Below are 26,222 nucleotides of genomic sequence, written 5' to 3'. Positions count from 1 at the left end.
GTAAATTTGCTTTTTATAAAACAATGAAAAACAGTTTACTTTCAAACATCGATAACCCAACCGATTTACGCCTTCTCGACGAAGCGCAACTTCCTCAAGTTGCCCAAGAATTACGCGATTTTATTATCGACATTGTGGCTGTAAAAGAAGGTCATCTCGGCGCAAGCCTAGGAGTTGTAGAATTGACCATTGCGTTGCATTATGTTTTTGACACACCGAACGATTTATTGATTTGGGACGTAGGCCATCAAGCATATGGACATAAAATACTCACCGGTCGAAGAGAAAATTTTCATACCAATCGTCAACTCGGCGGTATTTCCGGTTTCCCAAAAAGAAGTGAGAGTCTTTACGATGCTTTTGGCGTAGGCCACTCCTCTACTTCTATTTCGGCAGCTTTAGGAATGGCAATTGCTTCTAATTTGAAAGGTGATTTCAACAAACAGCACATTGCAGTGATTGGAGACGCTTCTATCGCTTCAGGAATGGCTTTTGAAGGCTTAAATCACGCCGGGGTTACTGATGCTAATTTACTGGTAATTCTCAATGATAACGCTATCGGGATTGATCCAAGCGTAGGCGCATTAAAACAATACCTCACTGCTGTAAAAGAAGGAAAAAATCCGAGGCAAAACAACATGATTAAGTCTTTGAATTTTAATTATTCAGGACCAATAGACGGTCACGATATTTCTGCAGTAATCAAGGAATTAAAACGATTGCAAAAAATTAAAGGCCCAAAATTCCTTCATATCATTACCACAAAAGGAAAAGGACTGCAACAAGCCGAGGACGATCAGGTGAAATACCATGCTCCTGGAAAATTTGATGCTGCAACAGGAGAAATACATGTTAAATCAGAAGAAAATTTACCTCCAAAATATCAAGATGTTTTTGGCTTGACCGTTTTAGATTTGGCCAGAAAAAACGAAAAAATAATAGGAATTACACCTGCAATGCCGTCAGGAAGTTCGTTGAAATTTATGATGGACGCTTTCCCAAGTCGTGCTTTTGATGTAGGAATTGCTGAACAGCACGCGGTAACTTTAGCCGCCGGAATGGCAACACAAGGAATCGTAGTTTATTGCAATATTTACTCGACATTTTTACAAAGAGCATACGACCAAATAATCCACGATGTGGCGCTACAAAATCTTCCGGTAATTTTCTGTTTGGACAGAGCAGGTTTAGTGGGAGAAGACGGAGCAACGCATCATGGTGTTTTCGATTTGGCTTATTTGCGTTGCATTCCTAACATGATTATTTATGCCCCAATGAATGAAATAGCGTTGCAAAATATTTTATATACTGCTCAATTAGGATTAGATAACCCTATAGCCATTCGCTATCCGAGAGGTCGCGGAGTCATTCAAGATTGGCAAACGAAACATCTTGGGAAGTATGAAAAAATAGCAATTGGAAAAAGTATTTGCATAAAACAAGGTTCAAAAGTTGCTGTTTTATCCAATGGAACTATTGGAAATAATGTCTCTTTGGCTATAGCCAAAATGAAACATCCAGAAACTATTGCGCATTATGATTTTTCCTTTGTTAAACCGATAGACGAAAAGGCATTAAAAGATATAATTAATACCTTTAAAACCATCATTACAATTGAAGACGGAACTGTAAAAGGCGGTTTTGGAAGTGCGATTCTCGAGTTTGCCTCAGAAAATAATTATGCTTCAAAAATTACGGTTATGGGTATTCCTGATGAGTTTATTGAACATGGAACCGTAGCTGAATTGCAACAATATTGCAAAATTGACGTTAAAAGTCTTGAAATACTTTTTTCGAGTTATTAAATAATTGTATCGCAATCTCAAACACAACTAGTACAAAATGAAACTATTAACCTACACATTCTTTTTACTTACCTTTACAATCTCTTTTACTTGTTTCTCTCAAGAAGCAAGAATTACACCGCTATTAGACACCCTTAGACCAATAACAACACTATCAACATCAAACGAACCGTTGAAAGTAACACTGAAAATTCAAACCTTGACACATTATCTTCCATTATCCTATTGGAGTAAAAAAAACAGCTTAGGCTTTGACATCTCTGAGGTAGCCTTTGTAAACTGGAGCGCAGGAGGAACAAGTTCGATTTCAGGATTGTTTAAAGGAAAATTTCATCGAGTTTATGCCAGAAGTAATTACAACTGGTCAAATGAGTTAATCGTTAAATATGGTTTGAATAAACAAGACGGAATTGATATACGAAAAACAGAAGATGCGATACAATTAAACTCTACATTTGGCTATAGAAAAGATACTCTATCTAACTGGTATCATTCGGCTAAATTCAATTTTAATACGCAATTCACAAACGGTTACGCCTATCCAAATACTGAAAAAGCAATCTCAAAACCCTTTGCACCAGCTTATATTTTTATGGGTGTAGGAGCCGAAAATATCGATAAGGACAAAAAAAGAACATTTTACATCTCTCCGTTTACATTTAAAACCACCTTAGTTTTAGATCAAAGATTAGCAAATCAAGGTGCTTTTGGAGTTGCTAAAGCCACCTACGACTTGGATGGAAATTTACTTACCGAAGGAGAAACATCAAAAATGGAACTTGGATTCTTAGTTACCAATAAATACAAAAAAGAAATCTTCAAAAACATTAATCTGGAAAATCGCTTAAGCTTATATTCTGATTATATAAACCGTTTTGGAAATATAGATGTAGATTGTGACTTTCTAGTAGAGCTTGTGGTAAATCAATATGTGAAAGCAAATATTGGAGCTCATGTTATTTATGATGACGATATCAAATCTAAAAGAGAAATCGAAGGAATACAAGTAACAGAGGGTCCAAAAACACAAGTCCGACAAGCTATTGGTGTTGGAATCGAATATATATTCTAAAAATTAATTCTTTTTTCTACCATTAATAGTTTCAAACAATTCAAGTGCATTCCCGTCAGTCAGAAGCGATACATAATGGCAAATATGAAGTAATCTTCCATAAAGATTTTCTTTTTCCAAATGGTGTTTCTCAGGCAACATTTTCATGATTAAAGAGTCGTAATTAGAAGCGGTTCCGTTGAATTTATTATTGAAAGCCGTTATGAATTTATCCAACAAAGTTTGAATAATCTGATAGCCGACAATTTCTTTCTCGATGACTTCTCGGCTTTGGTAAATGTTTTTAACACTGATATTAATAATATCATCCATCTGCGCTTTGTACTTACTTTTATCCATAATTGCAAACGGGAATTTACCTTCCATAATTAATGCTTCATTTTCGATAAAAACTTTCACTGCATCATTAATTAAACTACCAATTGCCAAAGCACGCAAATAACTGATTCTATCTTCTTTGGTTTCTAAAGTCTTGTATTTTGAAGTATCAATGCTGTCTTTTACCAATTTTATCAAATATTCCAACGCAAAATCTTCGGAAACCAATCCTAAATTAATACCGTCTTCAAAATCAATAATGGTGTAACAAATATCATCTGCAGCTTCGACTAAATATGCCAAGGGATGTCTTTCGTAACCTATATTTTCTCCTGATTTATTTGGAATCAAACCCATATCAGAAGCTACATCTTGAAAAAAGGCTTTTTCAGTTTGGAAGAAACCGTATTTTTTATCGGCAATGTCTTTGGTTGGTTTTTTAGGTAAACTTTCTTTTGGATATTTCGTGAAAGCACCAAGAGTTGCATACGAAATTCGAAGTCCGCCTTCAATTCCGGGACGACTGGCCGTCAGTACCGAAAATCCATTTGCATTCCCTTCAAAATCAATCAAATCTTGCCATTCTTTTGCCGTAAGTTGGTCTTTGTATTGCTGTCCTTTTCCAATGGAGAAATATTCGCCAATTGCTTTTTCACCGGAATGTCCAAAAGGCGGATTCCCAATGTCATGCGCTAAAGACGCTGCTGCAACTATAGCCCCAAAATCATTCATATGATAGCCATGAACTTCTTTCAGATGTGGATATTTTTCGATGATTTTTTTACCAACTAATCGTCCTAAAGAACGCCCAACAACCGAGACTTCTAAACTATGAGTCAATCTGGTGTGTACAAAATCAGTTTTTGACAAGGGAATAACTTGTGTTTTATCCTGCAAACTTCTAAAAGCGGACGAGAAAATAATACGGTCATAATCAACTTCAAAACCCAATCGGGTGTCGTCTTGTTCTACACGCAATCTTTTGCCTTTGTCGCCTTGTCGTCTTAGTGATAAAAGTTGTTCCCAGTTCATGATTTCTTTTTAAAATTTCTTTTCAAAGATAGAAGAAATAGACACATTATCAAGTGAAATAAAGTCAGGTATGGCTTTATTTATATGAAAAATATAAAGTATCTCATCCTATTAATACAATATCCTAAAAATAACAAATTAACAAACCTATCGAAAAAAACTTCAAAGGATTAGTGTTACTTTTGTACCGAATTTAAGTTCTTAATTTATTTCTTCATCAACCGATAAAGGTTTTACTTAACTGTAGATTAATAGGGAATCGTGTGTAAATCACGAACTGTCGCGCAACTGTAAGTAACACAAAAAGTTTTTATCTGAAAAAAGATCCACTGTATGCCAATGGCAAATGGGAAGGATGATAAAAATGTTACAAGTCAGGAGACCTGCCTTTTATCGAATTGACAATGCTTTCGCGATTTGAAGCAATAGTCAGGTATGGTGCGTTCTGAACACAATGAGCATGACTATTTATGCCTTATTGTGCATTTCTCTTTTGCAACGTATTCTCCTTTCTACTTTTCATTTCTAACGAGCATTCTGAAATGCATCAAGAGCTTTTAATTGATTTATTCATCATTTAAAAAGCAACAAAATGCTAACAAACAATCTTGGCTACCCGCGAATTGGTAGCAACAGAGAATTAAAAAAAGCCTGTGAATCGTACTGGGCAGGAAAAATTTCAGTAGACGAACTTTTGGCTACAGGCGCAACTATCCGCAAGGAAAACTGGCAATTACAAGTCGAGGCTGGAATCGATTTAATCCCCTCTAACGACTTTTCGTTTTACGATCAAGTACTGGATTTATCACTCACATTAGGTGTTATTCCAAAGCGCTATCAAGAATTAGCAAAAACTAACTCCACTATCGATTTGTATTTTGCCATGGCAAGAGGTTCACAAAAAGATGGACAAGATGTCGTTGCTATGGAAATGACAAAATGGTTTGACACCAATTACCATTACATCGTACCGGAATTTACAAAAGATCAAGAATTCAAATTATTCTCCGAAAAATTAATCAACGAGTTCAAAGAAGCCAATGCCTTAGGAATCGCAACAAAACCAGTTCTAATAGGACCCGTTACTTATTTACTTCTTGGAAAAGAAAAAGAAGTAGGTTTTCATAGAATTGATCTTATCGAAAAATTACTTCCTGTATATTTTGAAATTCTTCAAAAACTGGAAAATGAAAAAGTAGAGTGGATTCAATTTGACGAACCATTTTTAGCTTTGAATCTAACTGATAAAGAAAGAAGTGCCATCACTTATGTCTATACCGAAATCAACAAACGTTTCCCGAAAATCAAATTGATTCTTGCTAATTATTTTGATTGTTTTGGCGAAAATCTCGACACTGTACTCGCCTTACCTGTTCATACTTTGCATTTAGACTTGGTGCGTTGTCATTCTCAATTGGATGACATTCTGGAATCAGGGCAATTATCAGCTAATGTAAATCTTTCGCTTGGTGTTATAGATGGCAGAAATATCTGGAAAAATGATTTCAAAAAATCTTTAGCCCTTATCAAAAAAGCAACGGACGCACTTGGCGAAAACAGAATACTTATTGCGCCATCATGCTCTCTTATTCACTCTCCGTGTGATTTGGAATTAGAAACCAACAACGCAACACTAACTCCTGAAATTAAGCAATGGTTGGCTTTCGCCAAACAAAAAACAGAGGAAATAGTACTGCTTAAATATTTTGCTTCAAATGAAATAGACATCAGTAATTCTATCCGTTTTGAAGAAAACACGATTGCCAATGAAAACCGAAAAACATCAAAATTAATCCATAACGATGCGGTAAAAAATCGTGTTGCCAGCATTACAACCGGCGATGATCAAAGACAAAATCCATTTTCCATTCGTAGAGAAAAACAAATAGACGTATTGAATCTTCCTTTGTTTCCAACAACAACTATTGGTTCTTTCCCTCAAACTGCCGAAGTGCGCAGCTGGAGAGCAAAGTTTAAAAAAGGCGTATTAAATCAACAGCAATACGATGATTTACTCCAAAAAGAAACTGAAGAAACGATTCGCTTTCAAGAAGAAACTGGCATTGATGTTTTGGTTCATGGAGAATTTGAACGCAATGACATGGTGGAATATTTTGGAGAGCAACTCGATGGATTTACGTTTACCAAAAACGGCTGGGTACAAAGTTACGGCAGCCGTTGTGTAAAACCTCCAGTTATTTATGGCGATGTTTCGCGTCCAAATCCAATGACTGTAAAATGGTCTGCTTTTGCACAATCGCTTACACCAAAATGGGTAAAAGGAATGCTAACTGGCCCCGTAACTATTTTGCAATGGTCCTTTGTCCGCAACGATCAACCGCGTTCAGAAACCTGTACTCAAATTGCATTGGCGATTAGAGACGAAGTTGTCGACTTAGAAAATGCAGGAATTAAGATTATCCAAATTGATGAACCTGCTATTCGAGAAGGCTTGCCTTTACGTAAAGAAGAATGGGTAACCTATTTGGATTGGGCAGTAAAAGCGTTTAGAATTTCGGCAAGTGGCGTAAAAGATGACACACAGATTCATACGCACATGTGTTACAGCGAATTCAACGATATCATCCAGAATATTGCCGACATGGATGCCGATGTAATCACCATAGAATGTTCGCGTTCGCAAATGGAATTACTGGATGCCTTTGCCGATTTCAATTATCCAAACGAAATAGGACCTGGCGTATATGACATTCACTCGCCTCGTGTCCCTTCCAGTACCGAAATGGTAAAATTATTAGAAAAAGCTTCAGCAGTGATTCCTGTTGACCAACTTTGGGTTAATCCGGATTGTGGTTTAAAAACCCGTCATTGGGACGAAACTAAAAAGGCTTTAATCGAAATGGTAGCCGCAGCCCAAGAGATGAGAATTGCCGTAGAAAACATTGCAACTATTTAATCATTAAAATAAAAAACCTAGTAAATTTAAAAATTTACTAGGTTTTGTTTTTAAGGGATACTATTGTTAAACTATAATCTCATCAGATGGATCAAGCAATTTCTTTTTTGCAACAAATTCATGCTTTTTCACCACATACGTAACCGATAATGTATCGTGCCATCCTCGATCAGCAGTTAAAAAAGAAAAAGGTTCTAAAGGAATTAATCTAGAAAGTGTTCGTATAATAATGCTTTTCATATTGGGTCTTGAACCATCATGCTTTACAACTAGTGTTTTCGTAAAATACTTCCCGAAGGTTCTGGAGAAATACATTTCAGTCAATCCGTAGTAAAAAAAGAGTATAACTAATCCAAAAAAGAAACTTTCAACTGCGCTTAATGAGGAAACCCAATTTGACGCTGTATCACTTCGAGTCAAATCTCCAATTAGAATTATGGTTGTACCAATAGTGATTTCAATAATATAGATAATCAACACATCGATTATAAAATTCAGCAGACGTTGGCTTTTGGAAGCTAATAAATCATCTGTAACAGTAAATTTTTTATTTTCCATAATAGTTAGTATAAAAACAATTACTTATAATCACTAGTGTCTCAAATATAGTGAATTATTCTTATATTTTTAATCAAAATATCGATGAATATAAATAAAAAGGGAGTACTTGAAAACTCAAATACTCCCTTAACTTTAAAAAAATCAGATGCTAAGCTGCAAAATTTATTAACTCTAGAGAAATTTTTATTAAAGATTCGAAAGTAGCTTCTCCATCTTCAAATTCCACCATAGAACTCACATCAACACTAGTCCGAATTTTCTCTTTATCTTTAATATAAAAGGTCTTTGAAATACCTCTATAACCTATTACAAAAATTATCTCATCAAATTCTCCTTGATTCATAAAAGGAACTTTATCTTCTGAAGAAAAATTATCAAATAACTCAACCAATACATTTTTTATGTTTTCATTATTTGCAGAATTATTCAACTTTATTACACGTTCTTCTCTGCCTAAATTTGAATTTAACGATTCTATACTAGATTGAATTGTAGAATCTATTAATCTAAATTCCTTTAGCTTCCCTAATTTTAAAAAATTATTAATTAGGTATCTAGCTGGCGCTTGTTTCAATTGTAGAAAATAATTTGAAACACCTTTTAATCTCATAAAACTATTAAAGGCATTTTCAAAAACTATCTTTACACCGTGATTTTCTTTTTTCTGAAAAATTAAAAACCCAAACTTGGAATTTTTCGGAACATGAATAAGAAAAAAGAAATCTTTAGAAAATAAATCTTTTTTAGAAATATCATACTTCAAATCATTAGTTGTGCTATCTTTTATCTTACCCTTTTCTCCAGTATATGCAGAATCAAAATAACCAGTAATAATTCTTTTATTTGTATCTTTCTTTTGAACATTAGCAAGTGAGAAAGTTCTAAATTTTCCTTGATTATCTGTATAAGTCTTAATATTTCTATGAATATAACTACAGAAGTCATTCATTGTATCTAATAAGTCTTCTTCTTCGTTATAAAAACTCAAGACTTGTTGTTCTTTTACTTTATTTAAAAGTGAAAATTTGTATATACTTAAATTTGTCATCATCTTCTTATTTAAAAGTTATTAAATTTTATTGTTAATAAATCACAATACTAGAATTCACAACTACTAACGAGTTTTTTTTCGTGAAAAAGGTATTGCCGTGAAAAATTTAACTTGGAAAGAAGATTCAAATTTTATACTTTTGAAGTATAAAATAAGTAGGTGAGGTAACCTCATCATCTTTATAACTTAATTTTTTAAAAGCTTGCCGGCCGTTTTAATTTTAAGTTTCTAAGTTAGGGATGTCACAGATATCCCTTTTTTTATGCGCATTATTTTTTTTCTTTACCTCAGCAAAATAAATTAAAGATTAGTATATTCTTATAAAAGGCTTCAATTAAGAAGCCTTTATTATTTCTATTATAAATTAAGACCCACACATTTCACATTCGTCTGGACCGGCATTTTTAGCTAATTCAATCATTGCTTTGTATTCTTCGGTAGTCATTTCTACCTGTTCTGCTACTACAGGAACAGAGATTGGTTGTTCTTTAATTTCGATTGGCTCCGCTTTTTTATCATTGTTCAATGTAAATTTAATTGCATCCACCGCAGCTTTTGTTCTTAAATAATACATTCCCGTTTTCAATCCGGATTGCCAAGCGTAGAAATGCATCGATGTCAATTTAGAATAATTGGCATTTTGCATGAATAAGTTCAATGATTGTGATTGATCCACAAAATAACCACGTTGACGGGACATATCGATAATGTCTTTCATAGACATTTCCCAAACGGTTTTGTACAATTCTTTCAAGTCCTGCGGAATGTTTAGGTCTTGAACGGAACCGTTATTTCGCATTAATTCTTGTTTCAATGTTTCGTTCCACAAACCACGCTCCACTAAATCGTGTAACAAGTGTTTGTTTACCACAATAAATTCTCCCGAAAGGACTCTTCTGGTGTAAATATTAGAAGTATATGGCTCGAATGCTTCGTTATTACCCAAGATTTGAGAAGTCGAAGCTGTTGGCATTGGCGCCACTAACAATGAGTTTCTCACCCCGTGTTGCATCACTTCTTTTCTCAATGAAGCCCAGTCCCAACGACCTGATAATTCCTCATCTTTCATTCCCCACAAATTGTATTGAAATTCCCCTTGTGACATTGGCGAACCTTCAAAAGTAGAATAAGGCCCTTCTTCTTTGGCCATTTCCATTGAAGCGGTAACGGCTGCAAAATATAAAGTTTCGAAAATTTCTTGGTTCAGTTTCTTCGCTTCGTCGCTCGTAAATGGCAAACGCAACATAATGAAAGCATCGGCCAATCCTTGCACTCCAAGACCAACTGGTCTGTGACGCATATTCGAGTTTTCAGCTTCTTGTACCGGATAATAATTTCTGTCAATAACTTTATTCAAGTTTCTGGTAACGCGTTTTGTAACGGTGTACAACAATTCGTGATTGAATTTTTTATTTTCCACAAACATTGGCAATGAAAGTGAAGCCAAGTTACAAACCGCAATTTCATCTTTCGAAGTGTATTCCATAATCTCGGTACACAAATTCGAAGAACGAATCGTACCTAGATTTTTTTGGTTTGATTTTCTGTTGGCTGCATCTTTGTACAACATGTAAGGCGTTCCAGTTTCAATTTGTGATTCCAGAATTTTCTCCCATAATTCATGTGCTTTGATGGTTTTTCTACCTTTTCCACGTTTCTCGTAATCAATGTACATCGCCTCAAATTCTTCGCCATACACATCATACAATCCTGGACATTCATTAGGACACATCAACGTCCAATAACTGTCTTCTTGTACACGTTTCATGAACAAATCCGAAGTCCACATCGCAAAAAATAAATCTCGTGCACGCATTTCTTCTTTTCCGGTATTCTTTTTCAAGTCCAGGAATTCAAAGATATCCGCATGCCAAGTTTCGATATAAATAGCAAAACTACCTTTACGTTTTCCTCCTCCTTGATCCACATAACGAGCGGTATCATTGAAAACACGTAACATAGGAACAATTCCGTTTGACGTTCCGTTTGTCCCACGTATGTAAGAACCTGTAGCCCTTACATTGTGAATAGAAAGTCCAACTCCACCTGCAGATTGAGAGATTTTAGCCGTTTGTTTCAACGTGTCATAAATACCGTCAATACTATCATCTTGCATTGCCAAAAGGAAACAAGAAGACATTTGAGGTTTTGGCGTTCCGGCGTTGAACAATGTTGGCGTTGCATGCGTAAAGAATTTTTTCGACATTAAGTCGTACGTTTCTATCACAGATTTTAAATCGTCTAAGTGAATCCCGACAGACACACGCATCAACATGTGTTGCGGACGCTCCACGATTTTACCGTTTATTTTCAGCAAATACGATCTTTCCAAGGTTTTAAATCCAAAATAATCGTAATTGAAATCTCTATTGTATATAATATGTGAGTCTAAAAACTCTGCATTATCCATAATCACTTTATGTACTTCCTCAGAAAGTAAAGGAGCATATTGACCGTTTCTTGGGTTTACATAATTGAACATATCACTCATCGTTTCCGAAAATGATTTTTTTGTATTCGAATGTAAATTTGAGATTGCAATACGAGCGGCTAATTGAGCATAATCAGGATGCGCAATAGTCATTGACGCGGCAGTTTCGGCAGCAAGATTATCCAATTCAGATGTTGAAACACCATCATAAAGTCCTTCAATTACGCGCATTGCCACTTTCACGGCATCAACCAAATCATTCAAACCATAACATAGTTTTTTAATTCTATCTGTGATTTTGTCGAACATTACCGGCTCTTTGTGCCCATCTCTCTTAATTACATACATACTTTTGTTTGTTTTTTTAAAACAGAAAATCCCTTCACTGTTTTTCGTTATTTGTAAATTATACTGAACTTATTTCAGCATTTTTTTTGGAGCTTTTCCAGCTATCCATTGCAATCTTTTTATTTTTTAAAGAAAAAATCAAAAAGGATTTTCATTACTATCTGGGCTAATCAGCACCTGAAACATAAAAAAAATCAGTAAATCATTAAGATTTAAAAAATAAAAATGTTTCTTTAACATTAAAATATTTAGAAAAATTAAGACAAACCTTAATAACCCTTAATTCCTTAATGGTTTAAAAAAATCAAAAATCAGCGTCAAAAGATATTTTTTGAGCATCTTCATCGGTATTCATAACACCGGCTTTTTGATATTCGGCGACTTTCTTTTCAAAGAAGTTTGTTTTTCCTTGAAGTGAGATCATGTCCATAAAATCAAAAGGGTTTGAGGTATTGTATTCTCTGTCGCACCCTAATTCCACTAATAATCTATCGGCAACAAATTCTAAATATTGTGTCATTAATACCGCATTCATACCTATTAAACTCACAGGAAGGGATTCAGTGATAAATTCTCTTTCAATATTCAAAGCATCAACAATAATACTTCTAATTCTTTCTTTTGGAACTTTATTTACTAAATGGTGGTTGTGTAAATGCACTGCAAAATCACAATGAACCCCTTCATCTCTAGAAATCAATTCGTTAGAAAAAGTCAATCCTGGCATTAATCCACGTTTTTTCAACCAATAAATAGAACAAAACGCTCCCGAAAAGAAGATTCCTTCCACAGCTGCAAAAGCAATCAAACGTTCCGCAAACGAATCAGATTCAATCCATTTCAAAGCCCAGTCCGCTTTTTTCTTAATTGCCGGAAAAACTTCTAAAGCATTGAATAATTCATCTTTCTCAGCTTCATCTTTCACATAGGTATCAATCAACAACGAATACGTTTCACTATGAATGTTCTCCATCATAATTTGAAAACCGTAAAAGAATTTTGCCTCAGCATATTGCACTTCGTTCACAAAATTTTCAGCTAAATTCTCATTTACAATTCCGTCAGAAGCAGCAAAAAAAGCAAGAATATGTTTTACAAAATAACGTTCCTCATCAGAAAGCTTGTTATTCCAGTCATTTAAATCTTGTGACAAATCGATTTCTTCAGCAGTCCAGAAACTAGCTTCCATACTTTTATAAAATTCCCAAATATCATGGTGTTTAATTGGAAAAATTACGAAACGATTTTTATTTTCTTGTAAAATTGGTTCAAGTTGTGCCATTATAGTAGTTTGTTTTTTTGAGATTTTAACGAAATTTTATGCTTTCTGTGGATTACAAAGATTGTGAAATATTGCCGAAATTAAAAGTCAAACTTATTCACAATCAGCCATAGTTTTTAACAAACGAAAAAAATTGAGGTATTTTTCATGTGGATTTTAAACACTTAATAATCAGTATTTTAAAATTTAAAAAAAGAGTTGAAGTACCGTAAAATATAGGATTTTAAAAACAGCAAACAAGAAAATTTACATTTATTTTAGATTATTTTTTGAGTTCCTGTGCGATTATTTCAAGCTCTGCATACCAGTCCTCTCCAAACTTTCTAACCAATGCTTCTTTGACAAATTTATACACTGGCACCTCAAGCTCCTGGCCTAAAGAACAGGCTGGATCACAAATGTCCCATTTGTCATAATTAACGGCAGCAAACTCCGTGAAATCCTTCACACGAATAGGATATAAATGACATGAAACAGGTTTTTTCCAGTCAATCACACCTTGATTGTACGCTTGCTCGATACCGCACAAAGCTGTTTTACCGTCAAACATTACATAAGCACAATCTTTATTATCAATCAGCGGTGTTTCAAGATCACCATCAGTTCCTTTTGTCCAAGTTCCTTGCGCTTCGATAGCTGCAATCCCTTGTTTACGTAAAAATGGTTTTACTTTGGGATAGATTTCTTCTAATATCTTAGTTTCCTCAACGCTCAATGGAGCTCCCGCATCGCCATCAACACAACAAGCCCCTTTACAGGCTGACAAATTGCAAACAAAATCTTTTTCGAGTATGTCTTCTGAGACGATGGTTTTTCCTAATTGAAACATTATTTTGGGGTACTGAGATTATAAAGCGCAAAGGTAGTCAAAGTAAATTGTAATTTTTTAGATAAAAACCAACTTTAACTTTTCGGAAAACCAACGAAACAACTGACTCTTTTAATACCATAACAAACTAATATTAAACAAGATAGAATTAAAACAAACAAGAAATCAATTGAAAACCAGTATATAAAAAAATGAATCAGAATTGTTGTAATAAAATTTAATTTTAATCAAAAATCTACCGAAAAGTTTAACTTTGCAAACAAAAAAATTATGTTTGAAATCGATTTTAGAGAAATAATCACGGTTGGAATGGTCCTTTTTGCCGTAATTGATATCGTGGGAACCATTCCTATTATTGTTGATTTAAGATCAAAACATGGACACATAGAATCTGAAAAAGCTTCAATAGTAGCTGGTATAATCATGATTGTTTTCCTTTTTGTGGGAGAAGAATTATTGAATTTAATTGGAATTGATGTAAACTCATTTGCAGTTGCGGGTTCATTTGTTTTATTCTTCCTAGCATTAGAAATGATTTTAGGGATTCGCATTTACCGCGATGAAGAAGCGAGTTCAGCATCAATTGTTCCTTTGGCGTTTCCTTTGATAGCCGGAGCCGGAACAATGACTACTTTACTCTCTTTACGCTCCCAGTTTTCTACTATAAATATTGTTATCGCAATAATTTTGAATATTATTCTGGTATATATCGTTTTGAAATCATCCTCTAAAATTGAAAAAATACTAGGAGAAAATGGACTTGGAGTCATTAGAAAGACTTTTGGCGTAGTACTTCTTGCCATTGCTGTTAAATTATTCGCTGCGAATGTTAAAGGTTTGTTCGTCTAAAATAAATTTTCATAAATTTACTCCCTAAGATAATTTTAAAAGACAACCTGATTTTCTTAAAAAAATCTGTTTCTTTTATATCAAAAACAAAAACGTATTATGAAAATTTTCACTAACATCTTGGTGTTTTTAGCAATAGCGCTAATCATATTTAATGTTACTTTGTTGGATTTTAGAAATCCATTTAAAGGAGATAGCGTAGTTGCATTTATTGGAATTGCTGCTTCTTTTTGTGCCGTTTTAATTCTTCTGATTTTTAAAATGGCAAAAAAGATTGAAGAGAAATCAAACGACCAACTGTAATAATGTTTGATGTTCTCATCGTTGGTGGTGGCGTTTCTGGAATTTCATGCGCACTCGTTTTGGGCTCTGCAAAAAACAAATCCTTTGTCACTGACAAAAGAATTGGTATTTTTACCCATCAAAAAACATCAGCTCTTCAAGAGGCACTGTTTAATAATGCTTATGGAATTCCTCCAGGGAAATTAGGTTCTGAATTATTGGAGGAAAGCACCGAACATCTTTCGAAAGCATATCCCCATATCACTCAAATTTTAGATGAAAAAGTACTAAAAATTGAAGGGCAATTTCCGGAATTCATAGTCATTACAAACAGGAATTCTTACCAAACAAAAACAATCGTCATGGGCATAGGTTCCGCAAATACTTTTGCAATTGATGGATTGATGCATTATATAGAGCCTCATCAAAAATCCCTTCCCGAAAAACAACGGATCCAACTTAAAAATAACGACCACAAAGTCGCCGATGGAATTTATGTAATAGGAACTTTGGCAGGATGGAGAAGCCAACTAGCTATTGCTTCCGGAAGTGGTGCCGCTGTTGCAACAGATATTCTGACCCTATGGAATGACGGGGTGCAGACTCATGCTCACGATAGTATCAGGTAAATAGAATTTCATTCTGTAAAATCTCTAGAAAAATAGTGGTAGGTTTACATTTTCAATACACTATTTTATGTTATCACTATTATTGGGCTTGACCAGACTCATCATTTTTATAGTATTTGTTTCCTTTTTTTCTATTATTTTCTATTTGATGAGCTTCTTTTGCAGCAAAGAAATGAATTCCAAAAGAGCACTTCAACTACGCGATTTTTTAATAAGAGGACTTAATGTCATTTTAGGTATTCGCACCATTATTTATGGAGAAAAACCCAATATACAAGGACTTATTGTAGCCAATCATCGTTCCTATTTTGACCCAATCGTTATTGTAAATCAAATACATGCATTTCCTGTAGGCAAAAAAGAAGTTTCATCATGGCCAATGATTGGCTACATCTGTAAAATATCGGGCGTTTTATTTGTAGATAGAAAATGCACAAAAAGCAGACAAGAAACTGCCGAAAATATTCGAGATGTTCTAACCAAAGGATATTCTATTATTAATTTCCCGGAAGGCACTACCGATGTTTTACCAACGACTGTAGCTTTCAATTACGGTTCCTTTGTGATGGCCACGAAGATTAAATCTGCCGTTATTCCTATTGCCATTGATTATAAAGAAAAAACGGATGCCTTTGTGGGAGATGACACTTTCATTCCGCATTTTTTAAAGTGTTTTGGAAAATGGACTACTGAAATTAAAATAACTTTTTTTTCGCCTATTTATTCTGAAGATGCAACCTATTTATTAAACACATCTAAAAAAATGATAGACGAAGAACTAATTCGGTACAGGAAAGATTGGGACAGTGAAAATTAGTTGTTTTTAAAACGAGTTTTTACTTCACAGTCACTTTCTTGGAAATCGCCTTAATCATCGCATCTTCTTTCAATACAATCTCATAATAATAGCTTTCTCCATACAATTGTCGGGCAAATTCAGCAGCCAAGTATCTTTTTACCAATGACTTGCTTTTTCCAAAATTCAGATCCAATCCGTTTCCAAAAATAAATTTTTGAAACGAATTAAAATACAAATCCGTTTCATTCATTTTAGTTTTAAATTGTTCGAAATTAAGTCCTTTAAAAGCGCTTCTATTTTTATCTAATTGTTCGAAAACAAAATTACCCACGATTCCGGATTGCAATAAATAAGCGGTACTTTCATTTCCATGCTCTACTTCTAGCGGTACAAAAACATCAGGAACAATTCCACCACCGCCGTATACAATTTTACCTTTTTTAGTTTTGAATTTTAAAGTATCCGAAACTTTTATACTGTCTTTTTCATACAACTCACCATTTCCAAAACGAGCTTCTGATTCTTTAAAATACGCCTCATTCCCTTTCGAGTATGGTTTTTGAATCGAGCGACCCGTTGGCGTATAATACCTGGCAATAGTCAATCGAACGGCCGAACCATCGGCAAAATCCATTTCACGTTGCACCAATCCTTTTCCAAAAGAACGGCGGCCAACAATAGTTCCACGATCATTATCCTGAATGGCGCCCGCTAGAATTTCACTGGCAGAAGCGCTGTTTTCATTGATTATAACAAATACGTTTCCGGTTTCAAAACTACCTTTTGCAGTTGCAAATGTCTTGTCTATATTCCCATTTTTATTTTTAGTAAAAACAATCAACTGCTTATCTGTCAATAATTCATCGGCAATAGCAATAGCTTCTTCCGTATAACCGCCACCATTATCACGAACATCAATTACAAGTGATTTTGCACCTTGTTTTTTCAGTTTAGTTAAACCCGCCATAAACTCTCTATAGGTAGTTTCGGCAAATCTATTTATTTTTAAATAGCCCGTTTTATTACTCAAAAGTAAAGCGGCATCAACGCTTTTTAGAGGAATAACATCCCTTTTTATTTTTACTTTTAATTTTTTGCCTTCGGATTTTCTGTAGATAGTAAGCTCAATATCAGAACCTATTGTTCCTTTTAATTTTGAATACAAACTGTCACTTGGCAATTTTCGACCAAATAATTTTGTTTTATCAGCATATAAAATTCGGTCGCCTGCCTTTATTCCTGCTTTTGCCGAAGGGCCGTTCTCAACAGGCTTTATAACAGCAACTGAATCATTGTACATGTAAAAATTTACGCCTATTCCCACGAAATTACCTTTCATGCTTTCTAACACTTCCAGCTGATCGCTTGGTGGAATATAAACAGAATGTGGGTCGAGTTGCGCCAGAATATTATCTACGGTAAGGTTTACAATAGAATCCGTATTGACATCATCGACATATTCATTGTCAATAAAATCAATCAGTTTATTGAGTTTGCTCCTAGAATTATTTCTGTCTGCGAAATCAACTGCATTAGGAAAATTCAACATTCCTCCCAGCACAACACCCAGAGCGAGTGTTGAGAAAATAATTATGGGCAAATATTTTACGTTATATTTCATACGAAGACACTAATTACTCTTCTAATACTGGGATATGTTCTACCTCTACTCCTGCTTTTATCAGGAACTGAATTCCTGAATCATCACGGTATCCATTCTGATATACCACTCTTTTTATTCCGGATTGATGAATCAATTTACTGCACTCTTTACAAGGCGATAGCGTAATATACAAAGTTGCTCCTTCACAGGATTGCGTAGATCGTGCCACTTTCAGAATCGCATTTGCTTCAGCATGTAAAACATCCCAACGCGTTAATCCTTCTTCATCTTCACAGCAATTTTCAAAACCAGATGGCGTTCCGTTATAGCCGTCAGAGATTATCATTCTATCTCGCACAATAATCGCACCAACTTGTTTGCGTTTACAATAAGACAGTAAACTCCATTCTTTGGCAATTCTAAGATACGCTTTATCGTATTTATTTAATTTTTTTTCGTTCATTTTTATCTAATCCAGATTTCACTTTCAACAATTAATGGTATCACTACTCCAATTATAAATGCCGACATTACCAATGTCCAATCGCGTTTCGAAAATCTAAAAACGGTTTGAACAATATACGACAGACTCAAAACCACAAAAACCACTACAATCTGTGCCGCTTCGACTCCTAATGCAAATTCCGATAAGGGTACTATTTTAGAAACAGCATCGCCTCCAAGAATCGATTTAAAATAATTTGAAAAACCCAATCCATGAATTATTCCAAAGAAAAGCGTGATAAAAAACACCAAATTTATACTTTCTTTCTTGCTTGATTTTCCCGCCGTAAAAAGATTAAACAACGCCGTTATCAATATGGTTATAGGAATTAATAGTTCTACAACATTTACTTTTATTGCAATTATACCAAAAACAGAAAGCATTAAAGCCATTGTGTGTCCAATCGTAAAAAGTGTCACAAGAAGCACAATTCTCTTCCAATCTTTAAAAGAGAAAGGAATTGCCAAGGCAATCAAAAATAAAACATGATCATATGCATGAATATCTAAAACGTGTTTTAATCCTATTTGAAAGTAAATCCAAAATTCTGACATGGGTAGTTTATTAGGTTGCTAAAGGGGTTGTAAACTTACGATTAATTTTGAAAATGATTGATTTGATTATTTAAATAAATACAATTCAAAAGAGACCAAATTCAATGAAAAAATATAAAAAAATTAAAATCATTAATTTAAAAATAGATTTATCTTTGTAAGATAAAAAAACAATAATTATGTCATTTTCAGATTTATTTGATAGCGAATTCAAACAAAGAAATAAAGGTCATTTTTCAGCTATTGTTCGTGTAGCACTTGCTGACGATACGTTTGCTCCAGAAGAAAAACTATTTTTAGACAAACTGGCCGTTCGATTAGAAATTTCTCAAGCAGAATATGAAGAAATTTTAGAAAATCCATTAAAATATCCTATAAATCCTCCTTATTTACATGAGCAAAGACTGGAGCGTTTGTTTGATTTAGCAAGAATGGTTCATGTAGATCATCAGTTAGGTGACAAACAAGAATTATTATTAAGAAAAATTGGAGTAGCACTAGGCTTTAATGCTGAAAACGTAGACTACATTGTGCACAAAGCACTTAAATTAGTAGATAAAAAAGTAGATTTAGATACTTTCCTTTTCGAAATGCAAAACATGAACAAGTAATTGTAAAGTATAAAAAAAGCTCTCAGATATCTGGGAGCTTTTTTATTAAACCTACGTTTTTAGTATTTACTTAATTTTGCTTTATGCATAAATTCTTCGGCTTTTTCGACCATGTTATAGCTTCCGCAAAAGAACGACACTCTTTCATGTAATTCTGTCGGTTCAATTTCCATGATTCTTTTAAATCCATCCGAAGCTTTTCCTCCGGCTTGTTCAGCAATAAAAGCTAAAGGATTGCATTCATATAATAATCGTAATTTTCCTTTTGGTGCTTTTGAACTTGTAGGATATAAATAGATTCCGCCTTTAATCATATTTCTATGAATATCAGAGACCAAACTTCCTATATATCTTGAAGTATAAGGTCTGTCTCCTTCTTCTAACTGGCAATATTTTATATAATCTTTTACTCCTTGCGGAAAATGAACATAGTTCCCTTCGTTAATGGAATAAATATGACCGTCAGTTGGGAATTGCATTTTTGGGTGTGATAAATAAAAAGTTCCAATGGCCGGATTCAGCGTAAATCCATTTACTCCATGTCCCGTAGTATAAACTAACATCGTCGAGGTTCCATAAATAACATAACCTGCCGCAACCTGATTGATTCCCGGCTGTAAAAAATCTTCAATGGTAACTGGAGTTCCTATTGGAGTAACTCTTCTATAAACCGAAAATATAGTTCCAACCGAAACATTGACATCAATATTTGATGAGCCGTCCAGCGGATCCATTAAAACCACATATTTGTTGTTATGACTGTTGTCACTTCCTTCTACAGTGATAAAATCATCATTCTCTTCGGAAGCGATTCCACATACAATTTCACGATTGATTAAAGTTTGAATAAAAACTTCATTGGCATAAACGTCTAGTTTTTGCTGATCTTCACCCTGTATGTTTTGCTCACCGGCTGCCCCAACAATATCAACTAATCCTGCTTTGTTTACTTTATAATTGACTACTTTGGCAGCCAATCGGATAGAGTTGATGATTCGTGATAATTCGCCTGACGAATATTGAAAAGCATTTTGGTTTTCAATGATAAATTCTCCTAGTGTTTTGTTGCGTTCTTCCATTACGAAATCGTTGTAGTTATTTTGAAGTCACAAATATCGTTTTTTTTGTGAAAACAATTTGAATACTAATTATTTAGTTTGACAGTATTGTATATTTGCTAAATAAAACACAAAATAAATACGTAAAAGTGCAGTTTTATTGCATTTTTGAATCATTAAAATAAAGATTTATGAATATTAGAAAAGGAAACTCGCAGGATATGCAAGCTGTTTTAGGTCTTATCCAAGAGTTGGCTGAATTTGAAAAGGAGCCAGATGCTGTTCTTGTAACTGTTGACGATTTAGTTCGTGATGGTTTTGGTCCTGTTCCTCTATTTCATGTTTTTGTTGCCGAAGTTGATGACGAAATCGTTGGTATTGCTTTGTGGTATTACCGCTATTCAACCTGGAAAGGGAAAACAATTCATTTAGAAGATTTAGTGGTAAAAGACAAAATGCGTGGAACCGGACTTGGATATGCTTTATATTCTGAAATTATAAAACAGGGTAAAAAAGATCAGGTTCGAAGAGTGGAATGGAATGTATTGGACTGGAATACTCCAGCAATAGATTTCTATGAAAAATCAGGTGCAAAAGTGCTAAAAGATTGGCATGTAGTTCAAATGGATGAAATAGGAATCAACCATTTTGTAGAAAATAAATTGAAATAAAGTATAAAGAACAATTTTTGTTTAAAACTATGAGAGTATTTAAATTTGGAGGAGCTTCTGTAAAAGATGCCGCAGGGATTAAAAACGTATATGACGTTTTACAAAAAGTGGGTTACGAAGATGTATTGTTAGTTGTTTCTGCAATGGGAAAAACGACCAATGCACTGGAAATTGTCATAAAAAACTATTTTGACAAATCGGCTGAGTTGAATTCATCAGTCCAAGAAGTAAAAAAATACCACAATCAAATTTTGATGGATTTATTTGAAGATGACAAAAACGAAGTTTTTGCTGCTGTAAACACTCAATTTACTGATTTAGAATATTTCTTGACACATAATAAATCTCCTAATTATAATTTTGTTTACGATCAAATTGTAAGTTATGGCGAATTAATTTCGACAACTATTCTTAGTCATTTCATGAATTTCATGGGAATAAAAACGCAATGGCTGGATGTTCGTAATTTCATAAAAACAGACGCTAATTATAGAGATGCGGAAGTAGATTGGGAATTGACACAAAAAAACATTGCCAAGAACGTAAAACGAAAAATCTTAAATATTACACAAGGGTTCTTGGGTTCTGATGAAAATAATTTCACCACTACTCTAGGCCGTGAAGGTTCTGATTATACTGCTGCAATTTTTGCCTATTGCTTAAATGCTGAAAGTGTAACTATCTGGAAAGATGTTCCTGGAGTAATGAATGCCGACCCAAGATATTTTGAAAACGCCAGTTTATTAAATCAAATTTCGTATCGCGAAGCCATTGAATTAGCTTTTTACGGCGCAACGGTTATTCACCCAAAAACGCTGCAACCTTTACAAAAAAAGGAAATTCCTTTGTATGTAAAATCATTTATAAACCCATTATTAAAAGGAACAAGTGTTTCTAAAGGGGTCGATTTAGAACCGTATTTACCTTGTTTTATTGTCAAAAGAAACCAGCTTTTAATTTCTCTTTCATCAATAGATTTCTCTTTCATCATGGAAGAAAACATCAGCGAGATTTTTGCGTTGTTTCACCAATTCAAAATAAAAGTAAACTTAATTCAGAATTCTGCCATTAGTTTCTCTGTATGTGTAGAGGATAAATTTGATAATTTTAAAGCGCTAAATGCCATTTTATCTAAAAAATTCAAAGTTGAATTTGACGAAAATGTAACCTTATATACTATCCGACATTTCAATGACAAGGCAGCACAAACTGTCGAAGAAAATAAAGTAGTTTTATTGAAACAAGTCAGCCGTGAAACCATGCAAGTGATCACTAAAGAAGTTTAAAACTGTTTCAACAATATTAAAATGGGAATCGAAATTTAATTTTGGTTCCCATTTTTTTTTGATGTTACAAAGCATGAAATCAAGAGTCAAAACCAGAATATATTGATTTAACTTTTCCTTAATTTTCTGATTGGCACATTTTCTAATTATCGAATTATAAATACTACTTTTGGTACTTTCGAGTTATAGTATTTATGTTAAAAAAATTACTTTTTTGGATTGTAATAGGCTGTTTTTCTGCGCTCCATGCTCAGGAAATTAATTCGCTGTACAAAACCAAAAAAATCCTTCTTTCCCGCGACACGATTTATATCGAAAAAGAAAGTATTAATTCCAGCTTTTTCAAACTGCTTGACGCCAATGGCAAATCCATCGACAGTACTTTATTTAAAATAAATTTCAAAAAGGGAACTCTGATTTTAAAGGAAGACAGTTCTTTTACCTCCGATTCACTTACAGTACAGTATCTTAAATTTCCTGAAATACTAACCAAAGAATACCGCATTTACGATCCCAGCAGAGTCGTCAGTAATGAAGTCGGAAATGGGAATTTGTATAAAATTGAAGAGAAAAATCTAAAGAAAAACGTTCCTTTTGACGGGTTGAATACATCAGGAAGTATTACTCGTGGCATAACCATCGGAAACAATCAAAATGCAGTTTTGAATTCTAATTTAGATTTACAAATCACAGGAAAGATTTCCGAAAAAGTAAGTTTGAGAGCCTCCATTCAAGACAGTAATATTCCATTGCAGGAGGGCGGCTATTCTCAAAAACTGGACCAGTTTGACAATGTTTTTATGGAATTGTTCAGCGACGAATGGAACATTCGTGCAGGAGATATTTTTCTAGAAAACAAGAGAACCCAATTCCTGAATTTCAACAAAAAGGTACAAGGACTGGCAACTAATTTCAACTTTGGAACCGAAGAAAATAAAACGAATGTATTTGCATCAGCGGCATTAGTTCGAGGACAATATGCCAAAAGCAATTTTGTGGGACAAGAAGGGAATCAAGGTCCTTATAAATTAAAAGGGCAAAATGGAGAATTATATGTTCTGGTTGTCTCAGGTTCAGAGCGGGTTTATGTAAATGGAATTTTACAGAAACGTGGCGAAAACAATGATTATACGATAGACTACAATGCCGGCGAAATTGTATTTACACCTCTTTTTACCATCACTTCCGAAATGCGTATTGCGATAGAATATCAATATTCCGACAGGAATTACACTCGCTTTGTGACGTATGCCGGCGCTACGCATGAAAATGAAAAATGGAGTTTTGGAGGCTATTTATATTCTGAAAATGACTTGAAAAATCAACCGTTACAACAAAATTTATCACAAGAACAAGCCCAGATATTAGTCAATTCAGGAGACAATCCTAATTTAATGACAGCACCTTCTGCTTATGCTGATTCCTATTCAGAAAACAAAGTATTGTATAGAAAAACGATATTTAACGCCGTAGAAATTTTCGAATATGCAAATGATGCTCAACAGGAATTATTCAACGTCCGTTTCACTTTGGTCGGAGTAAATAATGGGAATTATATCGTGACAAATTCGGCTACCATTACGCGAGTTTATGAATATATTGAACCCATAAACGGTATTCCTCAAGGAAATTACGAACCCATAATTCAGCTTATTGCGCCAACAAAAATTCAAGTCGCCACCTTTTTGGGAAAATACAAACCCAGCGAAAAAACGGCTGTCGATTTTGAAATTGGCCTGAGTAACAATGATCAAAATTTATTTTCATCCATTGATGACCGCAATAATCAAGGCTTGGCCGGAAAAATCAATGCCAAGCAAAGGCTTTTTTCAAAAAAATGGCAGTTAGATGCTTTTACAAATTATCAATTCATTCAGAAAGATTTCAGATCAGTGGAACGACTGTACAATATAGAATTTGACAGAGATTGGAATTTAGGAACTGCGGCTGTTGGGAATCAGAGTTTATTAGTTTCCGGATTACAATTAGACTTAAATCCAAAACCCAAATCCACCAACAAAGGATTAGTAGTGTATCAATTTGAAAAACTGGATTTCTCTGAAAATTTTTCAGGTAGCAGACATATTTTAAATGGTTTGTTTCGAATAAAAAAATGGACTTTTCAAAACCAAGGCAGTTTCCTAAAAAGTGACGGTACTGTTTTATCTTCTAAATTTTTAAGAAACCAATCTCAAATGCGTTTTCATTTTGATAAAAATTGGGTTGGTTCCAGCTTACGATTAGAAGACAATCAAGAAAAAAACAAAGCAACTAATCAGTTTTCGGCTCTAAGCCAAAAATTTACGGAGTATGGTTTTTTTACAGGTCGTGGTGACAGTACTAAAGTTTTTGTAGAATTAGGCTATTTAAGAAGAAACAATGACAGCTTACAATCCCGAAGTGTTGGGAGTTTGATTCAGCGGGTAAATTCCTCCCAGACTTTCATGTTAAAATCTAAATTGATACAAACCAACAGAAGTGATTTATCTATTTATGCAAATTATAGAATCTTGGATTTTGTGGATGCAACCAGAAAAAAAGAACCTACATTAAATTCCAGAATAGTGTACACGGATCGTTTTTTCAATCAATTAATCCAAAGCACAACGGTTTATGAAACGAATTCCGGAACCATTCCGCAACAAGAATTTACGTATCTAGAAGTCTCCGCAGGTCAAGGCGTTTATACCTGGAATGATTATAACGGCAATGGAATTCAAGAATTGCAGGAGTTTGAAGTTGCTCCGTTTATTGATCAGGCAAAATTCATCAGAGTATTTTTACCCAACCGGATTTATATAAAAACACATCAAAATAAGTTCTCCCAATCCGTGACCTTAAACCCGAATCAATGGCAAAATGAAAAAGGATTAAAAAAATTACTTTCCTATTTCTATAATCAAACCGCATTTATAATTGACCGGAAAACGAGAAGTGACGGAGACAATTTTAAATTAAACCCGTTTAGCGGTTCTAATGAAAATGTACTCGGATTGAATTCCAGCTTGAGGAATAGCTTGTTTTACAATCGGGGAAAGCAAAACCATTCGATTACCTATTCTTATCTTCAGAATAAAACAAAAAACTTGTTATCGATAGGTACGCAAGAAGCCACCAACAGTTCGCATCAATTGCAATATGGACATTTATACCAAAAAAGCTGGTTGTTCGGTTTTTTTGCCAAAACAATCCAGACCACTATTCAATCAGAGAATTTCCCAGAAAAAAATTTTGACATAAACGGATATCAATTGGCGCCGAAAGTCAGTTATATATTCTCTAAAAACACCAGCTTGGATCTCTTTTATGAATTGCAAAGCAAAGAAAACCAAATTGGAGTTTTCGAAACATTGTTACAAAACCGTTTTGGAACTTCCTTTTCCTACGCAAGCAATAAAAAAATAACGCTAAATGGCGAAGTCTCTTTTTACCAAAATAAATTTAAAGGAAATGAATTTTCTTCAGTTGGATTTCAAATGCTGGAAGGATTACAAACTGGGCAAAACCTTACTTGGAGATTGCTTCTGCAAAAAAACATCACACAATTTTTAGACATCAATTTCAATTATCAAGGACGAAAAAGCGAATCAAGCCAAACCATTCATACCGGAAATGTTCAATTAAGAGCTTATTTTTAGTACTGGAATTTGGAATAATTTCATTGAACGACTTTCTAAATATGATTATTTTTTATTAATTTTATTACATAAAATTTAAAACCAAACTATT

General features: G+C 34.1%; 21 protein-coding genes and 1 riboswitch. Of the genes, 11 read left to right on the top strand and 10 right to left on the bottom strand.

Features of this window, described 5'->3' with window-relative positions; all coding sequences use genetic code 11:
• Positions 1-23: 23 nt before the first annotated feature.
• Positions 24-1,805, top strand: coding sequence for a 1-deoxy-D-xylulose-5-phosphate synthase (locus tag ACNQF6_RS02450; RefSeq protein ID WP_417962897.1), 1,782 nt, complete (start codon positions 24-26; stop codon positions 1,803-1,805).
• Positions 1,806-1,842: 37 nt separating this feature from the next.
• Positions 1,843-2,877 carry a DUF3078 domain-containing protein gene (locus ACNQF6_RS02445; RefSeq protein ID WP_417962895.1) on the top strand — a complete coding sequence of 345 codons (1,035 nt, stop codon included), beginning with the start codon at positions 1,843-1,845 and terminating at the stop codon, positions 2,875-2,877.
• Between the two features lie 3 nt (positions 2,878-2,880).
• Here ACNQF6_RS02445 and ACNQF6_RS02440 read toward each other — a convergent pair whose 3' ends face one another.
• A complete protein-coding gene (locus ACNQF6_RS02440) occupies positions 2,881-4,227 on the bottom strand; it encodes a deoxyguanosinetriphosphate triphosphohydrolase (RefSeq protein ID WP_417962893.1) in 1,347 nt (448 codons plus the stop codon).
• A 211-nt stretch (positions 4,228-4,438) separates the two neighbouring features.
• Positions 4,439-4,632: riboswitch (cobalamin riboswitch) on the top strand.
• A gap of 187 nt (positions 4,633-4,819) precedes the next feature.
• On the opposite strand from ACNQF6_RS02440, the gene metE reads away from it, so the two are divergent.
• A complete protein-coding gene (metE, locus tag ACNQF6_RS02435) occupies positions 4,820-7,144 on the top strand; it encodes a 5-methyltetrahydropteroyltriglutamate--homocysteine S-methyltransferase (RefSeq protein WP_417962891.1) in 2,325 nt (774 codons plus the stop codon).
• A 66-nt stretch (positions 7,145-7,210) separates the two neighbouring features.
• Here the strand turns inward: metE and ACNQF6_RS02430 are convergent, their stop codons facing one another.
• The 5 genes from ACNQF6_RS02430 to ACNQF6_RS02410 all read right to left on the bottom strand — a co-directional run bounded on the left by ACNQF6_RS02430 (position 7,211) and on the right by ACNQF6_RS02410 (position 13,646).
• Entirely contained in the window at positions 7,211-7,702 is a 492-nt protein-coding gene (locus ACNQF6_RS02430; RefSeq protein WP_417962889.1) for an RDD family protein, read from the bottom strand.
• A 151-nt stretch (positions 7,703-7,853) separates the two neighbouring features.
• The gene (locus ACNQF6_RS02425; protein WP_417962887.1) at positions 7,854-8,756 is read right to left on the bottom strand and encodes a hypothetical protein; all 903 of its coding nucleotides are present in this window, start codon (positions 8,754-8,756) and stop codon (positions 7,854-7,856) included.
• Between the two features lie 364 nt (positions 8,757-9,120).
• Positions 9,121-11,535: a ribonucleoside-diphosphate reductase subunit alpha gene (locus ACNQF6_RS02420; protein ID WP_417962885.1), complete on the bottom strand. Its 2,415-nt coding sequence runs from the start codon at positions 11,533-11,535 to the stop codon at positions 9,121-9,123.
• Between the two features lie 304 nt (positions 11,536-11,839).
• Positions 11,840-12,817, bottom strand: coding sequence for a ribonucleotide-diphosphate reductase subunit beta (locus tag ACNQF6_RS02415; RefSeq protein WP_417962883.1), 978 nt, complete (start codon positions 12,815-12,817; stop codon positions 11,840-11,842).
• 262 nt (positions 12,818-13,079) lie between these two features.
• Positions 13,080-13,646 carry a DUF3109 family protein gene (locus tag ACNQF6_RS02410; RefSeq protein WP_417962881.1) on the bottom strand — a complete coding sequence of 189 codons (567 nt, stop codon included), beginning with the start codon at positions 13,644-13,646 and terminating at the stop codon, positions 13,080-13,082.
• A gap of 270 nt (positions 13,647-13,916) precedes the next feature.
• Here ACNQF6_RS02410 and ACNQF6_RS02405 point away from each other — a divergent pair, with 270 nt between their 5' ends.
• From ACNQF6_RS02405 to ACNQF6_RS02390, 4 genes are all read left to right on the top strand, one after another.
• Positions 13,917-14,495 carry a MarC family protein gene (locus ACNQF6_RS02405; RefSeq protein ID WP_099714233.1) on the top strand — a complete coding sequence of 193 codons (579 nt, stop codon included), beginning with the start codon at positions 13,917-13,919 and terminating at the stop codon, positions 14,493-14,495.
• A gap of 99 nt (positions 14,496-14,594) precedes the next feature.
• Entirely contained in the window at positions 14,595-14,798 is a 204-nt protein-coding gene (locus tag ACNQF6_RS02400) for a hypothetical protein (protein ID WP_417962879.1), read from the top strand.
• 2 nt (positions 14,799-14,800) lie between these two features.
• Positions 14,801-15,406, top strand: a complete 606-nt coding sequence (locus ACNQF6_RS02395; protein ID WP_417962877.1) for an FAD-dependent oxidoreductase — start codon at positions 14,801-14,803, stop codon at positions 15,404-15,406.
• A gap of 67 nt (positions 15,407-15,473) precedes the next feature.
• Positions 15,474-16,223, top strand: a complete 750-nt coding sequence (locus tag ACNQF6_RS02390) for a lysophospholipid acyltransferase family protein (RefSeq protein WP_417962875.1) — start codon at positions 15,474-15,476, stop codon at positions 16,221-16,223.
• Positions 16,224-16,242: 19 nt separating this feature from the next.
• On the opposite strand, the gene ACNQF6_RS02385 is transcribed toward ACNQF6_RS02390, so the two are convergent.
• The 3 genes from ACNQF6_RS02385 to ACNQF6_RS02375 are packed head-to-tail and all read right to left on the bottom strand — an operon-like array spanning position 16,243 to position 18,867.
• Positions 16,243-17,826, bottom strand: a complete 1,584-nt coding sequence (locus ACNQF6_RS02385; RefSeq protein ID WP_417962873.1) for a S41 family peptidase — start codon at positions 17,824-17,826, stop codon at positions 16,243-16,245.
• Positions 17,827-17,839: 13 nt separating this feature from the next.
• On the bottom strand, positions 17,840-18,271 hold the full coding sequence (locus tag ACNQF6_RS02380; RefSeq protein ID WP_417962871.1) for a deoxycytidylate deaminase: 432 nt from the start codon (positions 18,269-18,271) through the stop codon (positions 17,840-17,842).
• A 2-nt stretch (positions 18,272-18,273) separates the two neighbouring features.
• The gene (locus tag ACNQF6_RS02375) at positions 18,274-18,867 is read right to left on the bottom strand and encodes a HupE/UreJ family protein (RefSeq protein ID WP_417962869.1); all 594 of its coding nucleotides are present in this window, start codon (positions 18,865-18,867) and stop codon (positions 18,274-18,276) included.
• A 179-nt stretch (positions 18,868-19,046) separates the two neighbouring features.
• Between ACNQF6_RS02375 and ACNQF6_RS02370 the strand changes: the two genes are divergently transcribed.
• A complete protein-coding gene (locus tag ACNQF6_RS02370) occupies positions 19,047-19,478 on the top strand; it encodes a tellurite resistance TerB family protein (protein WP_417962867.1) in 432 nt (143 codons plus the stop codon).
• A 59-nt stretch (positions 19,479-19,537) separates the two neighbouring features.
• Here the strand turns inward: ACNQF6_RS02370 and fbp are convergent, their stop codons facing one another.
• Positions 19,538-20,557, bottom strand: coding sequence for a class 1 fructose-bisphosphatase (gene fbp / locus ACNQF6_RS02365; RefSeq protein WP_417962865.1), 1,020 nt, complete (start codon positions 20,555-20,557; stop codon positions 19,538-19,540).
• Positions 20,558-20,727: 170 nt separating this feature from the next.
• Between fbp and ACNQF6_RS02360 the strand changes: the two genes are divergently transcribed.
• From ACNQF6_RS02360 to ACNQF6_RS02350, 3 genes are all read left to right on the top strand, one after another.
• Complete coding sequence (locus tag ACNQF6_RS02360; protein ID WP_417962863.1) at positions 20,728-21,207, top strand: GNAT family N-acetyltransferase; 480 nt, start codon at positions 20,728-20,730, stop codon at positions 21,205-21,207.
• 29 nt (positions 21,208-21,236) lie between these two features.
• Positions 21,237-22,493: an aspartate kinase gene (locus ACNQF6_RS02355; protein ID WP_417962859.1), complete on the top strand. Its 1,257-nt coding sequence runs from the start codon at positions 21,237-21,239 to the stop codon at positions 22,491-22,493.
• A 194-nt stretch (positions 22,494-22,687) separates the two neighbouring features.
• Positions 22,688-26,131, top strand: coding sequence for a hypothetical protein (locus ACNQF6_RS02350; protein WP_417962857.1), 3,444 nt, complete (start codon positions 22,688-22,690; stop codon positions 26,129-26,131).
• Positions 26,132-26,222: the final 91 nt, after the last annotated feature.

It is taken from the genome of Flavobacterium pasteuri, assembly GCF_048286615.1.
GTDB lineage: Bacteria > Bacteroidota > Bacteroidia > Flavobacteriales > Flavobacteriaceae > Flavobacterium.
Note: the sequence above shows the minus strand (reverse complement) of the source record. Positions and strands in the feature narration are given on the sequence as shown.

Excerpts from the sequence above, each read along its gene's own strand:
- ACNQF6_RS02350 (WP_417962857.1), top strand. The coding sequence starts at position 22,688 with ATGTTAAAAAAATTACTTTTTTGGATTGTAATAGGCTGTTTTTCTGCG.
- ACNQF6_RS02425 (WP_417962887.1), bottom strand. The coding sequence starts at position 8,756 with ATGATGACAAATTTAAGTATATACAAATTTTCACTTTTAAATAAAGTA.
- ACNQF6_RS02405 (WP_099714233.1), top strand. The coding sequence starts at position 13,917 with ATGTTTGAAATCGATTTTAGAGAAATAATCACGGTTGGAATGGTCCTT.
- ACNQF6_RS02415 (WP_417962883.1), bottom strand. The coding sequence starts at position 12,817 with ATGGCACAACTTGAACCAATTTTACAAGAAAATAAAAATCGTTTCGTA.
- ACNQF6_RS02385 (WP_417962873.1), bottom strand. The coding sequence starts at position 17,826 with ATGAAATATAACGTAAAATATTTGCCCATAATTATTTTCTCAACACTC.
- ACNQF6_RS02395 (WP_417962877.1), top strand. The coding sequence starts at position 14,801 with ATGTTTGATGTTCTCATCGTTGGTGGTGGCGTTTCTGGAATTTCATGC.
- ACNQF6_RS02390 (WP_417962875.1), top strand. The coding sequence starts at position 15,474 with ATGTTATCACTATTATTGGGCTTGACCAGACTCATCATTTTTATAGTA.
- ACNQF6_RS02355 (WP_417962859.1), top strand. The coding sequence starts at position 21,237 with ATGAGAGTATTTAAATTTGGAGGAGCTTCTGTAAAAGATGCCGCAGGG.
- ACNQF6_RS02450 (WP_417962897.1), top strand. The coding sequence starts at position 24 with ATGAAAAACAGTTTACTTTCAAACATCGATAACCCAACCGATTTACGC.
- ACNQF6_RS02440 (WP_417962893.1), bottom strand. The coding sequence starts at position 4,227 with ATGAACTGGGAACAACTTTTATCACTAAGACGACAAGGCGACAAAGGC.
- metE (WP_417962891.1), top strand. The coding sequence starts at position 4,820 with ATGCTAACAAACAATCTTGGCTACCCGCGAATTGGTAGCAACAGAGAA.
- fbp (WP_417962865.1), bottom strand. The coding sequence starts at position 20,557 with ATGGAAGAACGCAACAAAACACTAGGAGAATTTATCATTGAAAACCAA.
- ACNQF6_RS02430 (WP_417962889.1), bottom strand. The coding sequence starts at position 7,702 with ATGGAAAATAAAAAATTTACTGTTACAGATGATTTATTAGCTTCCAAA.
- ACNQF6_RS02420 (WP_417962885.1), bottom strand. The coding sequence starts at position 11,535 with ATGTATGTAATTAAGAGAGATGGGCACAAAGAGCCGGTAATGTTCGAC.
- ACNQF6_RS02445 (WP_417962895.1), top strand. The coding sequence starts at position 1,843 with ATGAAACTATTAACCTACACATTCTTTTTACTTACCTTTACAATCTCT.
- ACNQF6_RS02375 (WP_417962869.1), bottom strand. The coding sequence starts at position 18,867 with ATGTCAGAATTTTGGATTTACTTTCAAATAGGATTAAAACACGTTTTA.
- ACNQF6_RS02380 (WP_417962871.1), bottom strand. The coding sequence starts at position 18,271 with ATGAACGAAAAAAAATTAAATAAATACGATAAAGCGTATCTTAGAATT.
- ACNQF6_RS02370 (WP_417962867.1), top strand. The coding sequence starts at position 19,047 with ATGTCATTTTCAGATTTATTTGATAGCGAATTCAAACAAAGAAATAAA.
- ACNQF6_RS02360 (WP_417962863.1), top strand. The coding sequence starts at position 20,728 with ATGAATATTAGAAAAGGAAACTCGCAGGATATGCAAGCTGTTTTAGGT.
- ACNQF6_RS02410 (WP_417962881.1), bottom strand. The coding sequence starts at position 13,646 with ATGTTTCAATTAGGAAAAACCATCGTCTCAGAAGACATACTCGAAAAA.
- ACNQF6_RS02400 (WP_417962879.1), top strand. The coding sequence starts at position 14,595 with ATGAAAATTTTCACTAACATCTTGGTGTTTTTAGCAATAGCGCTAATC.